The following is a 14333-nucleotide window of genomic DNA, read 5'->3' on the forward strand; positions in this document are numbered from 1 at the left end:
CGCGTGTGAACGATGTCCGTCGAGACGAAGGCCGACACATCACATGAAAGACAGCCATCGGCGTCAGAGCGGAAACGAGTCATACCTTCCACCCCGACGAACGACTCCAGTATCACTGAGTGGAAACGCGTAGCAGGCTACGAGTTTCCACTCACATGCGCGGAGCGCTCTACACCCGAACCGCCAGCAGCTTTCCCTCGGTTTCGATCTTGCGTTGATGCTCGTTGAAATCGGGTGCAGCGCAGACGAACAGCGTGCGGCCGTCGGATCCGCCGAGTCCGCACGCGAACACTCCGAGATCGAAGTCGAGCTGCTCGAGAACCTCTCCGCCCGGCGCGACGTGCAACACGCGCTGACCGAGTGCGTCGGCGATCCACATCGTGCCGTCGGTGTCGATGCAGCAGCCGTCGGCAGCCACCTTCACCTCACTCATGGCCGTTGCCATGTCCGTCGACGACGGCAGTTCACCGAACGTCGCCCAATCACGCCGCTCCCCCAGTGATCCGTCCTCGGCGATGTCGAAGGCACTGACCCGGTTCCCGACCGTCTCGTCGACGAGCAGTTCACCGGAATCGGTGAACGCCATTCCGTTGGGGAAGTACAGGTCCGAGGCCACGACGTGCGCGGACCCGTCCGGGTCGACGCGAATCAGATCTGCCGTCTCGACGGGCGCGAAGTTCATCAGATCGAACCCGAAATTGCCGATGTACGCGCGTCCCTGCGCGTCGACGAGCATGTCGTTGAGGTTCGCCTTCACGTACGTCGACAGATCGGCATGGACGGTCAGCGAACCATCGTGCTCGCGTAGTAGCAGTTTGTAATCGCGCATCGAGACGATCAACAGCCGGCCGTCGGGTAACCAGCCCAGGCCCGACGGCTGATTGGGCACCTCGGCCTCGACTCGCACATCGGAACCGTCCTCGAGGGCGGATACGACGCGATGACTGTAGAAGTCCGATACCCAGATCCTCCCGTCGTGCCAGCGTGGACATTCGAAATACGTGTATCCGTCGAGAACGACGGTGGTCTCCGGTTTCATATTTCGCATTCAAACACCGAGCCAGGTCGCCGCGACGGCGAATCGGCGAGCTGGCATGCTGGGACCCGTGTTCGACGCCCACCTACACATCATCGACCCCAGATTTCCGCTGATCGAGAACCAGGGATACACGCCGGATCCGTACACCGTCTCGAACTATCTCTACGACGTCGACGGGCTCGGGATCACCGGCGGTGCCGTGGTCACCGCATCGTTCCAAGGCACCGATCAGAGCTATCTGTTGGCCGCACTGGAGACGCTCGGACGCGGCTGGGTGGGGGTGGCTCAGCTCGATCCGGAGTGCACGGACGAGGAGATCGTCGCCCTCGACGAGGCAGGCGTGCGGGCGATGCGATTCAACCTCAAACGCGGTGAAACCGACGTCGAGATGCTCACCACGCAGGCCCGACGCGTGCACGAACTGGTGGGCTGGCACGCCGAGCTGTACGTCGACGCGTCGTTGCTGCTCTCGCTCGAGCCGATCCTCGCGAAACTACCGGCGGTGAGCATCGACCATCTGGGACTGTCGACGCAGGGACTTCCCTATCTGTTGAACCTCGTCGACCGCGGAGTACGCGTCAAGGCAACGGGATTCGGGCGCGTGGACCTCGACATCGTCGATACCCTGCAGCAGATCCACCGCGTGAACCCGGAGGCACTGCTGTTCGGCACCGACCTGCCCGGTACACGAGCCCCACGGCCGTTCTCCGAGACCGACATCGACATCATCTCCGGGGCCGTCGGCGGCGACCTCCCCGCTGTGCTCGACGGTAATGCCCGGGCCTGGTATCGGGTCCCCTAGATCAGTACTGCTCCCCCGAGCCACACGGCCGAGGCGAGCAACGCACCGAACAGCTCCACCAGGATGGACAGCCCGGCCGCCTTGGTCGCATGCACGGTCGATCGCCAGGCCTCGGAATGGTTGCGGTGCCTGGGTAGTTCGGCCACGTAGACGCCGGCGATGAAGCCGATGAAGAGCCCGACGACCGGGATGACGAAGAAGCCGACGATGCCGAGCAGGCCGCCGACGATCAGCGACCGCATCGGCACTCCGGCCTCCCGCATCCGGCGGCCCGGCCAGGTGTACTTCACGACGCCGCTCAGAACCAGCAGCACGGTCGCGATGCCGAACACCGTCCACGCGGCGGTGCCGCCGGTAACCCACGCCCACACCGCAACAGCCGCGAAGATCAAGATGGTGCCCGGCAGGACGGGCACGACGATGCCGACGAGTCCGACCAGAATCACCAGGCCGACCAGTATTTCTCCGAGAGCGCTCATGGTGGTCAAGTGTGCACGCCGATCGCCGGTAAGTTGACGCCTGTGCCCCGAACCGCGACTTTCGAACGTCCTGTTTCCGGCGGCGACGCCCTGCTGTCCATCGGCTGCCTGCTCATCGGTGCCATCGCTGTGGTGGCCGCGGTCGTGCTTCTCGTCGGTGTGTTCGACCTGAATTGGGTACTCGGGTACGCCATTCCGCTGGCGACGGCGGTGTTCGCAGTTACCTTGTGGCAGTCGCTGAGTCGCCGCGGCTGGACGTGGAAGGATCTGCAGCTCACGTCGGGTCCACGATCGCTGTGGCACCTGCTGTGGGAAGTACCCGTCGCGTGGATCGCCGCCATGGGCGTCGGCATTGCACTCGCCGGCGCTGTCGACATAGCTCCCGCCTCGGATGCCGGCGGAAGCGCGTCGACTCTCGATGCACTCGACGTGGGTGTGGTCGCCGGAACCCTCACCATCGTCTGCACTGTGCTGATCGCACCGGTACTCGAGGAAGTCCTCTTCCGTCGGGTGATCTTCGGGTGGTTCGACACCCGAACACGATGGCAGATCGCGGTTCTCGGATCCGCGGTGTGCTTCGGGGCCGTCCACGTGCTGCCCGCCATCGCGCTGATCATGGTCTGCATCGGCTCTGCTGCGGCCCTGCTGGTTCGACTGCACCGATCGTTGATTCCGGGCATCGCACTGCACACGATGAACAACGCCGTTGCTACCGCAGCGGTGGTGGCCGCAATCTAGACGGCGCGATCTAGACGGTCGGTCGAACCTTGCCTGCTGCCTCGCGGGCCCGAGCCCGCGCAGTCTCGATGTCCGACGCCGTCGACACCGCAACACCCATTCGCCGCCGGACGAAGCTGGCGGGCTTGCCGAACAGTCGAAGGTCGGTTTCGGGAACCGCGAGGGCATCGGCGACGCCTTCGAACGAGATTCCGTCCGCATCGACACCGCCGTAGATGACCGCCGACGCTCCCGGGGAGAGCAGCGTCGTGTCGATCGGTAGCCCGAGAACGGCGCGGGCATGCAGCTCGAACTCCGAGAACCGTTGCGTACGAAGCGTTACCAGGCCGGTGTCGTGTGGCCGGGGGCTGACCTCGGAGAAGTACACGTTGTCGCCCTGCACGAACAGCTCCACGCCGAACAGTCCCCGACCACCGAGCGCCGTCGTGATTCTCTCGGCCACTTCGCGCGCCGACGCGAGTGCCGCGTCGGACATCGGTTGCGGCTGCCAGGATTCGATGTAGTCGCCCGACTCCTGCAGATGGCCAATCGGCTCGCAGAACGAAGTCCCGTTTATCGCGCGCACGGTGAGAAGTGTTATCTCGTAATCGAAATCGACGAATCCCTCGACGATGACGCGGCCCAGGTCGACTCGACCGCCCTTCAACGCGTAGTCCCACGCCGTTTCGACGTCGGCTTCGCTCCGTACCACCGACTGCCCCTTGCCGGACGAGGACATCACCGGCTTGATGACAGCAGGGAAGCCGATGTGGGACAACGCTTGTCGCACCTCGTCCAACGAATCGGCGAACGCGTACGGCGAGGTCGGCAGGCCGAGCTCCTCGGCCGCGAGCCGCCTGATTCCTTCGCGATTCATCGTCAATTGTGTTGCACGCGCGGTCGGAATGACCACGGAGCGTCTTTTGGCCTCCACCTTGGCGAGCGCATCGGTGGCAATGGCTTCGATCTCCGGGACGACGAAGTCCGGCTGCTGAGCGTCGATCAGCGCCAGCAGCTCTTCGGGATTGCTCATGTCGATCGTGTACGCGTGATGCGCTACCTGATGGCCCGGGGCGTTGTCGTAACGGTCGACGGCAATCACCTCGACACCGAGGCGCTGGAACGCAATGATGACCTCTTTGCCCAGCTCACCTGCTCCGAGGAGCATGACCCGGGTGGCACCGGGCGTGAGTGGAGTACCGATGCGGACGGGTTCTGGGGCAGTCACAGCCCTATTATCCACACCCACATCACTTGGACGCCCTAGTACAAGTTAGTCTCCATTCACAATCGCAGCTGACGAGTCGGAACGAGGCAACAAACGTGGCTAACACTGGTGGACCGCTCGCAGGGCTCCGCGTCGTCGAACTCGCCGGGATCGGGCCCGGTCCGCACGCAGCGCTATTGCTCGCCGACCTCGGCGCAGACGTCGTCCGCGTCCAGCGCGCCGGACAGGTCTCTCCACACGATCACCAGCTGCGCAGCCGCACCATCGTCGAAGCGAACCTCAAGGATCCCGCCGACATCGAGAAGGTCCTCGGCCTGATCGAACGCGCCGACGTCCTCATCGAAGGCTTTCGCCCCGGCGTCACCGAACGGCTCGGCCTCGGGCCCGACGACGCCCTCGCCCGAAACCCGCGACTGGTCTACGGCCGCATGACGGGCTGGGGGCAGGAAGGCCCCTGGGCACAGACCGCCGGCCACGACATCAACTACATCTCCGTCACAGGCGTCCTCAACGCTATCGGCCGCGACGGCGAACGACCGGTGCCACCGATGAACATGGTCGGCGATTTCGGCGGCGGATCGATGTTCCTCGTCTTCGGCATCATGGCGGCACTGTACGAACGACAGAATTCGGGACAGGGCCAGGTCGTCGACGCGGCCATGGTCGACGGCACCGCAGCACTGTCGCACATGATCTGGGCCTGGCGAGGCGTCGGAGCATGGAGCGACGACCGCGGCGTCAACCTGCTCGACACCGGCGCGCCGTTCTACGACACCTACGAGACATCGGACGGCAAGTACATGGCGGTCGGGTCCCTCGAACCGCAGTTCTACGCCCAGCTCGTGACCGGTCTCGGCCTCGCCGATGCAGACCTACCGTCACAGATGGACAAGCCGCGCTGGCCGGAACTGCGCGAGACGTTCACCGCGACATTCCTGACCAAGACCCGCGACGAATGGGCCGCGATCTTCGACGGCACCGACGCCTGCGTCTCCCCCGTCCTCACCTTCGCCGAGGCTCCGAACCACCCACACATGAAGGACCGAGACTCGCTCATCGACATCGGCGGCGTGACGCAGCACCGTCCGGCACCGCGGTTCTCGCGCACCGAAAACGGCGTCCCGACGCCACCGCCCGCCACCGCCACCGACATCGCATCCGTCTGGGCGTAATTCTTTGCGCCGAACTCGAAGTTATGGACGCTTTACGGCTGATTCTCGTCCATAACTTCGAGCTCGCGGTCAGAACACCGCCGCTCAGAACACCAGGGCCGGCTGTTCGGATTCGACGCTCGGTGCCAAGGCTCGATACGCCGCGGCAGTGGCCGCAACCGCAGCCCGAAGCTCCTGCGGCTCACGGGTGTACGGCAGCCGAAGGTAACGCTCGAACGCACCCTCGACCCCGAACCGCGGACCTGCGGCCAATACTGCCCCGAACGCGGGCGCAGTAGCGGCGAGCGCACTCGACACCGGAGCGGGGAGCTGAAGCCACAGCGACATCCCGCCCTCCGAGCGCCGGTACTTCCACTCCGGAACATGTTCGGCCAGGGCATCTTCGAGCACATCTCGACGCTCCCGCAGTTGGGATCGACGGACCTCCAGCGCGGGTTCGGCGTCCTGCAGCAGGAACGACGACGCCAATTGATCGACGATCGAGGTACCGAGGTCATGTGCTGCTCGCGAGCCGGCGAGCTGCGAGACGAGCGAAGGATGCGCTCTGATCCACCCGATGCGCAGACCGCCCCAGAACGACTTGGACGCCGAACCGATCGTGACGATATCCGAACCGGACACCCGTCCGAACGATGCGACCGGTGGCGGCGGTGGCGCATCGAGCCACAGGTCCACCATGGTTTCGTCGACGATGAGCGTCATTCGGGTGTCTCGGGTGATGCGCGCGAGCTCGGCGCGCCCCTCCGCGTCGAGCACCTGCCCGGTGGGGTTGTGGAAGTCCGGAATCAAGTACGCCACCTTGGCGGCGGTTTGCCTTGCGGCACTGCGGATTCCGTCGAGATCCCAATCCCCTTCGACGGGACGGACCGGCACCGGCACCGGCCGGGCACCGACGCGCCTGATGGCCTCGAGTGCATTGGGATACGTCGGGTGATCGATCAGGACGCGGTCACCGGGCGAGGTCAGCGTACCCAGTAGCAACCGAACCGCCTGCTGCGCACCCGAAGTGACCATGATCTGGTCGGCAGTGGTGGGCAATCCACGTTCGACGAAACGCTGCGCGATGGCCTCCCGCAGCACTGCGAGTCCGATGGGCTCCATACCGTGAGTGGGCAGATACGTCGGAAGTGCCTGCAGCGCAGACTCGTACGCTGCCGTCATGGTTCCGTCGGCCGCCGACATGGCCGCATGGCTCATATCCACCACCGGACCCGACGGCGACGTCGACTGAATCAACATGCCGTTGGGGGTCGGCGCGGCAGGCAACGCCACAGTGCTGCGCGATCCCTGCTTGCTGATGAGATAACCCTCGTCACGCAGCACCGAATACGACGAGGTGATCGTGGTACGACTCAGATCGAGAGCAGCGGACAGATCGCGTTCACTCGGCAACCCGACACCCAACGGGATGCGGCCGTCGTGAATGAGCAGTCGAACCCCGTCTGCGAGAGCCCTGTACGTGGGACGGGAGGCCTTGCGCCTGCCGGATCCATCGGCCGACGCGTCGCCGCGCCAGCTTCCGAGATCTCGTGCCAGTGACGTTGCATTGAGCACTCTGGAGGCCATACAGCCCATATTCACCCACTGGCATCGAACTTTCAAGTCCATTGGGCGTTCGACTGGACTGCCTGTCGGCGTCCGGTGGATACTCGACCCATGCCGAGCAGCACCCTCTTCGACACGGCCATCGGGCGATGCGGTCTTGCCTGGAGCGCGGACGGCGTGATGGCCGTGGCACTACCCGAGCCGTCGGACGAGGCGATGCTCGATTACCTGGCCGGCTTCGCCGCTGACCTAGGTCCGGTCGACGCTCTCGCCGAGGACGCGATCGATCGAATCGTGGCGCTCCTCGCCGGGCGCGCCGTGGACATGAGCCCGATCCCGTTGGTGCTCGAGGTTTCGGCGTTCGACGCCTCGGTCTACACCGTGTGCAGCGCGATTCCCCGGGGCGCAACGCTGACGTACGGAGACATCGCGCGTCGACTCGGGGTGCCGGGCGCGGCCCAGGCGGTGGGCGGGGCACTGGGCCGAAACCCGGTACCGATAATCGTTCCGTGTCATCGCGTGCTGGGCGCGGGCCGAGAGGTAGGCGGCTTCTCCGCTCCCGGCGGGGCGAATACGAAACAACGAATTCTCGGCATCGAAGGCGTCACCGGATTCGACGAGCCGACGCTGTTCTGAATTCATCGGTAATCGCTAAAGATACTCTCGACCGAATAAATAGATGAAAAACAGGACTGAAGTTGGCTTTGTCAGCCAGATATGCCGACCGAAGACATCGAGGCGTCGACAACGGAGACCGTCGCGGCGTCGGGACCCGGACTGACATCAGAATCCTCTTCTCTACCGCCGATGGTGAATGCGCCCGTATCCGGTAGCCAGCCGATCGCTCCCCGCTGGAACAGGTTGTAGCGTCCGGAACCGGTGGGCGTCGGGCGCTCGTTGCTGATCGGATAGCCAAGTGCGCCATAGGGTCCGCCGTGCGAGAGGTACCACTCCAAGATTGGTCCGTGTACTTCGTGCGCACCACCCTCGGGGAGAGCGAACACCATCGCGTGGGTGAACTCCAACATGCCGCCACCCTGAGGACCGAGCATGAATTCGCCAGTCTGCGCCCCGATCCACGAGTGTTCGTAAGCAAACCGATCGAATTGGTAGCTGAAAACTTCCAAGCCATTGTAATTTTCAGTCATCGACCGGCCCTCCGTCGCTTTACTTGCCCTCGATTATCCACCCGTTTCGTGGACGCGCACTTCGATTCGGAGATATATGTGACGTCTCCGCTATTGGAGAAGGGCGAGAATCTCGGCGGGGACCTCATCCGTCGCTGCGGGGTCGACCACCGTTCGAGACCAGGCGCAGTCGACATCGACTCGCGCCTGCGGCCGGTCTACGTACACGCCGAACGAGGCGCGCCCCCTACGATCGCTCCAAATCGCGGGTAAGCAGGTCCTCCGCAATGGACCTCCGGTCATACGCGATCATCGAGACCTTGCTGTCGGGTCTGACCGACGGACCTTTCGCGCACATGCCCTCGGCATCATGAGGCGCGGACTCGGCGTAGGTACAGCGGAGCGATCAGCACCACCTGCAACCCGCCGCCGGAACCGTGGCAAGAGGCCGGCACACGAAGCCCAGCGGGATGACGTCGGTGGATCGGGGCTAAAGCAACGCGGCGATGTCCGACGGTAAGTCAGCGGTCGATTTCGTACTCGAAACAAACGTGCCATCACCTGACGGAGCCAACTGCACCGGAGCAGATTTCTCCGAGAGGATGTACAAGCTGCCGTTGGAGGACCACACTGCCCCTGTACCGTAACGCTCACTCGACGACACTGGGTATTCGTACACGATCACCTCCGCGGGATCGGTTATTGCCAGCACACCTTGTGCGACACTCGCTGTGTACTCACCCGAGGATTTCGGCGAACCGGGTGAGACAAATGCGCTTGCTGGAGGGGCTGGCGGAAGCGCCGGCGTCTCAGGGACGGCAAGTCCGGGCTCGACTGGTTCAGGGACAATCGGTGCGGGAACGACCGGTTCGGTGGGGACGGTCGGTGCCGACGTCGTCGTCATTGGTGGCACTTCCGTAGCTTTCGGAGGCGCAACCGTCGTGGTCGGTGTCGTGGTCGGTGTCGTGGTCGCTGTCGTGGTCGATGCCGCGATCTCGGGCGAGGTCGTGTTAGCCACCGAACTATCGATCGTCGGCGACGGTATCGGCACAGCTTGCCTGCTAGCCGACGCGGTGGCGCTGCCGTTGCAATTCACACCTAGAAAAGAGGTGATTGTCTGGGTCTGTTTCCCGGGCGAGACCCACTGCCCAGCAGTCGATCGAACGTCTGCATACGAAGTTCCGCCCAACAATGCCCCGAGAAGTCCGGAAGTCACCACCGCGGTGGCGCTACCGGTCTGCGGCACCGTGAAAGCCATCGGGGCCGTGGAAGTTGTACCTGCAGCATTCCGAACTACCACCTGAAACCCGGTGACCGGAGCCACGGGACGGCCGATGGTCAAAGTCACCGATCTTGCCAACGTCCCACCGCCCGAGCAAACCAGTCCTGTCGGGTTGGGTAAGGTACCGGCTGCTAGCGGCCCCGGCCGAACCGTGGCAGTGTCCGATAGAGCAGCCTCAGTCATGTCAGGATGCGCATACCCCGTCTACCTGGCCTGTTACCCAAGTGAGGGTAAAAGTCCAAGAGTTTTTTCGGCCGCTCGTTTCGTACTCTGAGTTTACAAGTCGAGATCGACTGTAACGCAGAGTCGCATCGGTAATCGGTCGAATTGGGGGCAGTTCGACGGCTGTTTCGCAGTGACCACCCGTCGATAGAGTCATTTCGGCGCAATTGGCAAAACCACAGTTCGTTTTCAACCCACAGCCGATGTGAAAGGTCCAGTCCGTCCTCATACAGCAAAAAGCCCCGAGGCAGTGCGCCTCGGGGCTTTTCGATAACGGGTTCGGCTACCGCAGAATGTCTCGACGGACGATGGTTTCGTCGCGGCCCGGTCCCACACCGATGCACGACATGTACGCACCCGACAGTTCCTCGAGACGCAGGACGTAGTTCTGCGCGTTGATCGGCAGTTCCTCGAATGTCCGGGCACCGGAGATGTCTTCCCACCAACCGGGCATTTCTTCGTAGATCGGCTTCGCATGGTGGAAACCGGTCTGCGTCATCGGCATTTCGTCGTGACGGACGCCGTCGACGTCGTAGGCGACGCAGATGGGCACGGTGTCCAGGCTGGAGAGCACGTCGAGCTTGGTCAGGAAGTAGTCGGTGATGCCGTTGACGCGGGTGGCGTACCGAGCGATGACCGCGTCGAACCAGCCCGTACGTCGGGCGCGACCGGTGGTGACGCCCACCTCGCCGCCCTGCTTGGCCAGGTACTCACCATGGTTGTCGAACAGCTCGGTCGGGAACGGACCGGATCCCACACGCGTCGTGTACGCCTTGAGGATGCCGAGCACCGTGGTGATCTTGTTCGGGCCGATGCCCGAGCCGACGGACGCGCCGCCTGCCGTCGGGTTCGACGACGTCACGTACGGATAGGTGCCGTGGTCGACGTCGAGCAACGTGCCCTGCGATCCCTCGAGCAGAATCGTGTCGCCGCGCTCGAGCGCGAGGTTGAGCTGCAGGCGCGTATCGGTGATGCGGTGCTTGAATCCCTCGGCCTGCTCGAGCACCTCGTCGACGACCTGCTGTGGATCCAGCGCCCGGCGGTTGTAGATCTTCGAGAGCACCTGGTTCTTGAATTCCAGTGCGGCCTCGACCTTTTGGGTCAGGATCTTCTCGTCGAGCACATCCGCCGCACGCACACCGACGCGGGCGAGCTTGTCCTGGTAGCACGGGCCGATGCCGCGCCCGGTGGTGCCGATCTTCTTGGCACCGAGGAACCGCTCGGTGACCTTGTCGATGGCCACGTGGTACGGCATGATCAGGTGCGCATCGGCGCTGAGCAGCAGATTCGACGTATCGACATCGCGCTTCTCGAGGCCGTCGAGCTCGGTGAGCAGCACACCCGGATCGACGACGACACCGTTACCGATGACGTTCTTGACGCCCGGCGTGAGAATTCCCGACGGGATCAGGTGTAGTGCGAACTTGTCTCCGTTGGGAAGAACGACGGTGTGGCCGGCGTTGTTGCCGCCTTGGTAGCGAACCACCCACTGAAGTCGTTCGCCGAACAGGTCGGTGGCTTTGCCTTTGCCTTCGTCGCCCCACTGGGCGCCGATCAGGACTATCGCCGGCATGTGCTCTCCTACGTTGCTTTCGTGCAAGGACGTGCTGCAGATGTACTCGAGCGAATGCAGCAGTCACCATTCGTCGCAGGCGCGACAGTGGCCGGGGGAACAGTCTAGCCGAGGCGGTGAGCTGGCCCGCATGCCGCTACGGTCGACGCCGAACGAGGGCACTATGGTCGTGACGAGGATTCATCGGAAGATCTAGGAGCGCCGTGACACCGTTCGTTCTGCAGTGCGGCAACCCGCTGCTGCCGATCACGCTGACCGACGTCCCACTGCGCAACGCCGACGCAGTACCGACCGACGACGACTGCAGCGCGATCTTCTCCGACATCGAATCCGCCCCCGAGCCACGCATCATCGTCCTGGGCGACGATGCGTCCCTCGCCGCGCTGCTGACGCGCCTGATGCGCACCGAACGGCTGCACGTCGAGGTCGCGTTCGTGCCGGAGAACGCAACCGACGCCGCGCACATCTACAAGCTGGGCACCGGGTCACGTGCCGCCAAGGTCGCCCTGACGGGTACGGCGTCGAGCACACCCCTCATCCGCGACGATGCAGGCAAGGCCGTCGTCGGGAGGGCTCTGCTCGGCGGTGCCGACGGAACCGACCTCGAAGGCGAGGCCTACGTCGACGACACCCGGTTGTTCTCCGGCGTCGTGCCCGGAGTCGAGGTGGCTCCCACCGCGGACATGCCCGGCCTCCGCGCACGCGTCGTCGGCCGTCGCCGATTTCTGCCGCGCCGCTGGGTCAGCGGCCGCGCCATGCAACTCGGCTCCCCCGCCGCCGAACTGACGCGCGACGGTATCGCCGGCGGCAAGGCGGTGAAGCGGTCGACCTTCTACCGCCACCATCAGGAGTGGTTGCTGGTCCGATGACCGTTCCGGTGCGGCGCAGTCCCGTACTGCCGAGCCCGATCTTCGTCGCGGTGCTCGCCGTCGCCGGAATCGGTGGTGCCCTTGCCTGGACGGCGGACGACGTCACGTCCGTCGCCGCGCGCATCGGAGTGTTCGTGCTTGTTCTCGCCGGGTGGATCGCGTCGGTGTGCCTGCACGAATTCGGCCACGCCTACACCGCGTTTCGAGCCGGTGATCGCGAAGTCGAGCTCCGCGGCTACCTGACCCTGAACCCGCTGAAGTACACCCACCCGCTGCTGTCCATCGTTCTCCCGGTGGTGTTCATCGCGATCGGCGGGATCGGCCTGCCGGGCGGCGCCGTCTACCTGCGTACCAGACAGTTCTCGGCGTCGCCCCAGCGGCGCATCGCACTGGCCGGCCCGTTCGCCAATGCAGTTGTGGCCGTGGCACTTCTGGTGGTCATCAGGCTGTTCGGTACCGACGGCACCAACGCCGCCTTCTGGTACGGGCTCAGCTTTCTGACGTTTCTGCAGATCATGGCCACGATCCTCAACCTGATCCCGGTGCCCGGACTCGACGGATACGCAGCCCTCGAACCCTCGCTCTCACCCACCACCCGAGCGTCGCTGAACCAGTTCAAGGGATACGGGATTCTCGTCCTCGTTGCGTTGCTTTTCGTGCCGGCTGTCAATGCCGCCTTCTTCGGAGCGATCTACACCCTGTTCGGATTGTCGGGGGTCCCCGAGTTCTTCGCCGGCAACGGCAACTACCTGATGCGATTCTGGATCTGACAGGTCCAGCGGGAAAGAGTGCACGATATCGAACGCGATCGGCGGGATTCCGTCTGTTCGGGCAGGTTCCGTGCATTCCTGCCCAACACTGTCGGTGGTCGATCGCATAATGTGCGCATGACGACGTGGAACGAATTCTCGGCAGCGGCTCCGACTCTCGCGTCCGCGGTGCGGGCCCGATTCACCGCGCACAAGCACCATGTTCTCGCGACACTACGGGCAGACGGCTCACCGCGCGTCAGTGGAACCGAGGTGGAGTTCGTGGACACCGGGGTGCTGCGACTCGGATCGATGCTCGGTGCCGCCAAAGCGCGAGATCTACAGCGCGACGGCCGGTTCGCACTGCACAGCAATCCCGGCCACCACTCGATGGAGGGCGGCGATGCAAAGATCAGCGGAATCGCCGCAGAGATCACCGATCCCGCTGTGCTGCAACCGATATTCGACGCGGCTCCCGGCGAACTCGTGCCGTACCACGTGTTCGATCTCGACATCGGCGAAGTGGTACTGACGTCACTGGTGGACGATCACATGCAGATCGACGTCTGGCGTCCGGGAACCGAGGTACGCACCGTCACCAGGTGAGCTCTTCCTTGCAGGTTCGGCCGTGTGCGGTCGGCTCGACCTGCACGGTGGCATGGTCGAGTCCGTAGGTCGACAGCAGCGAGCGCGCGCGATCGAGCACCATCGACGACGACCCCTCGCATTCCAGATGCACCGTGGCCACGTCCATTCCGGTGGTCAGGGTCCACACATGCAGGTCGTGCACTCCCGTCACTCCGGGAAGGGCGCTCAGATCTCCGGTCAACGCGTCCACGTCGACATCGGCAGGACTCGCCTGAGTGAGGATGCGCAGTGCCGACCCGGCGAGCTTGATCGCACGCGGAACCACCCACAGCGAAATGAGCACGCCGACGACGATGTCGACCCAGGTCCACCCGAACACCAGCATGAGCACACCGCCAACCAACACACCGACGCTGCCGACGGCGTCGGCCAGCACCTCCATGTAGGCACCGCGAACGGCGAGGGAGTCCTTCGCATCGCCGCGGATGAGCATCATGACGACGATGTTCGCGGCAAGACCGGCCGCAGCGGTGAGAATCAACGGAAGACCGGGGATCTCGGGCGCATCGCCGATGCGAGATATCGCCTCGTACATGATGAACGCCGCAACGCCCAGCAGCAGAACAGCATTCGCGATCGCGGTGAGCACCTCGGCACGGTGCCAACCGAATGTCCTTGCCGCTGCGGCACTTCCCTTCCGTGCAAGGACGAGAGCGATCAAGCCCATCGACATTCCGAGTACGTCGGTGAGCATGTGGCCGGCATCGGCCAGCAGACCGAGCGAGCCGATGGCCAGCGCCACGGTCAGTTCGACCACCAGGAACACCACCAGAACGGCCAACGCCACGATCATCTTGCGAACCCGAGATCTGGGCGGTCCCGCGCCGTCGAGCGAATGACCACCCACGCCGTGGCTGTGTCCGTGACCCGCGCCCATGACT

General features: G+C 64.2%; 15 protein-coding genes. 8 read left to right on the top strand and 7 right to left on the bottom strand.

Annotated features, from left to right (window positions below):
* Positions 1-169: 169 nt before the first annotated feature.
* The gene (locus J1M81_RS05195; protein WP_027494282.1) at positions 170-1039 is read right to left on the bottom strand and encodes an SMP-30/gluconolactonase/LRE family protein; all 870 of its coding nucleotides are present in this window, start codon (positions 1037-1039) and stop codon (positions 170-172) included.
* 55 nt (positions 1040-1094) lie between these two features.
* On the opposite strand from J1M81_RS05195, the gene J1M81_RS05200 reads away from it, so the two are divergent.
* On the top strand, positions 1095-1841 hold the full coding sequence (locus J1M81_RS05200; RefSeq protein WP_032364983.1) for an amidohydrolase: 747 nt from the start codon (positions 1095-1097) through the stop codon (positions 1839-1841).
* Here J1M81_RS05200 and J1M81_RS05205 read toward each other — a convergent pair.
* Entirely contained in the window at positions 1838-2320 is a 483-nt protein-coding gene (locus J1M81_RS05205) for a DUF456 domain-containing protein (protein ID WP_032371480.1), read from the bottom strand. The genes J1M81_RS05200 and J1M81_RS05205 overlap by 4 nt on opposite strands.
* A 42-nt stretch (positions 2321-2362) precedes the next feature.
* Between J1M81_RS05205 and J1M81_RS26780 the strand changes: the two genes are divergently transcribed.
* The gene (locus tag J1M81_RS26780) at positions 2363-3058 is read left to right on the top strand and encodes a CPBP family intramembrane glutamic endopeptidase (protein WP_155288749.1); all 696 of its coding nucleotides are present in this window, start codon (positions 2363-2365) and stop codon (positions 3056-3058) included.
* Between the two features lie 10 nt (positions 3059-3068).
* On the opposite strand, the gene purT is transcribed toward J1M81_RS26780, so the two are convergent.
* Positions 3069-4265, bottom strand: coding sequence for a formate-dependent phosphoribosylglycinamide formyltransferase (purT, locus tag J1M81_RS05215; RefSeq protein ID WP_032373689.1), 1197 nt, complete (start codon positions 4263-4265; stop codon positions 3069-3071).
* 95 nt (positions 4266-4360) lie between these two features.
* On the opposite strand from purT, the gene J1M81_RS05220 reads away from it, so the two are divergent.
* Positions 4361-5437 carry a CaiB/BaiF CoA-transferase family protein gene (locus J1M81_RS05220; protein WP_032373688.1) on the top strand — a complete coding sequence of 359 codons (1077 nt, stop codon included), beginning with the start codon at positions 4361-4363 and terminating at the stop codon, positions 5435-5437.
* An 84-nt stretch (positions 5438-5521) separates the two neighbouring features.
* Here the strand turns inward: J1M81_RS05220 and J1M81_RS05225 are convergent, their stop codons facing one another.
* A complete protein-coding gene (locus J1M81_RS05225) occupies positions 5522-7003 on the bottom strand; it encodes a PLP-dependent aminotransferase family protein (protein WP_032373687.1) in 1482 nt (493 codons plus the stop codon).
* A 90-nt stretch (positions 7004-7093) separates the two neighbouring features.
* On the opposite strand from J1M81_RS05225, the gene J1M81_RS05230 reads away from it, so the two are divergent.
* On the top strand, positions 7094-7618 hold the full coding sequence (locus J1M81_RS05230) for a methylated-DNA--[protein]-cysteine S-methyltransferase (protein WP_032373686.1): 525 nt from the start codon (positions 7094-7096) through the stop codon (positions 7616-7618).
* 71 nt (positions 7619-7689) lie between these two features.
* On the opposite strand, the gene J1M81_RS05235 is transcribed toward J1M81_RS05230, so the two are convergent.
* Positions 7690-8034 (bottom strand): hypothetical protein, encoded by a 345-nt coding sequence (locus J1M81_RS05235; RefSeq protein ID WP_230593450.1) that lies wholly within the window; start codon positions 8032-8034, stop codon positions 7690-7692.
* 1040 nt (positions 8035-9074) lie between these two features.
* Here J1M81_RS05235 and J1M81_RS05240 point away from each other — a divergent pair.
* The gene (locus J1M81_RS05240) at positions 9075-9413 is read left to right on the top strand and encodes a hypothetical protein (RefSeq protein ID WP_206497685.1); all 339 of its coding nucleotides are present in this window, start codon (positions 9075-9077) and stop codon (positions 9411-9413) included.
* Positions 9414-9896: 483 nt separating this feature from the next.
* On the opposite strand, the gene J1M81_RS05245 is transcribed toward J1M81_RS05240, so the two are convergent.
* Positions 9897-11186, bottom strand: a complete 1290-nt coding sequence (locus J1M81_RS05245) for an adenylosuccinate synthase (RefSeq protein WP_027494295.1) — start codon at positions 11184-11186, stop codon at positions 9897-9899.
* Positions 11187-11389: 203 nt separating this feature from the next.
* Between J1M81_RS05245 and J1M81_RS05250 the strand changes: the two genes are divergently transcribed.
* From J1M81_RS05250 to J1M81_RS05260, 3 genes are all read left to right on the top strand, one after another.
* On the top strand, positions 11390-12055 hold the full coding sequence (locus J1M81_RS05250; protein WP_027494296.1) for a hypothetical protein: 666 nt from the start codon (positions 11390-11392) through the stop codon (positions 12053-12055).
* Positions 12052-12825 carry a site-2 protease family protein gene (locus J1M81_RS05255; RefSeq protein WP_032400305.1) on the top strand — a complete coding sequence of 258 codons (774 nt, stop codon included), beginning with the start codon at positions 12052-12054 and terminating at the stop codon, positions 12823-12825. Before J1M81_RS05250 ends, J1M81_RS05255 begins: the two co-directional genes overlap by 4 nt.
* A 117-nt stretch (positions 12826-12942) precedes the next feature.
* Positions 12943-13410: a pyridoxamine 5'-phosphate oxidase family protein gene (locus J1M81_RS05260; protein WP_032391292.1), complete on the top strand. Its 468-nt coding sequence runs from the start codon at positions 12943-12945 to the stop codon at positions 13408-13410.
* Here J1M81_RS05260 and J1M81_RS05265 read toward each other — a convergent pair.
* Positions 13400-14329: a cation diffusion facilitator family transporter gene (locus J1M81_RS05265; RefSeq protein ID WP_032373680.1), complete on the bottom strand. Its 930-nt coding sequence runs from the start codon at positions 14327-14329 to the stop codon at positions 13400-13402. The two genes, J1M81_RS05260 and J1M81_RS05265, sit on opposite strands and share 11 nt — an antisense overlap.
* Positions 14330-14333: the final 4 nt, after the last annotated feature.

It is taken from the genome of Rhodococcus sp. KRD175 (assembly GCF_017168275.1).
GTDB classification, from domain to species: Bacteria; Actinomycetota; Actinomycetes; order Mycobacteriales; family Mycobacteriaceae; genus Rhodococcoides; species Rhodococcoides fascians.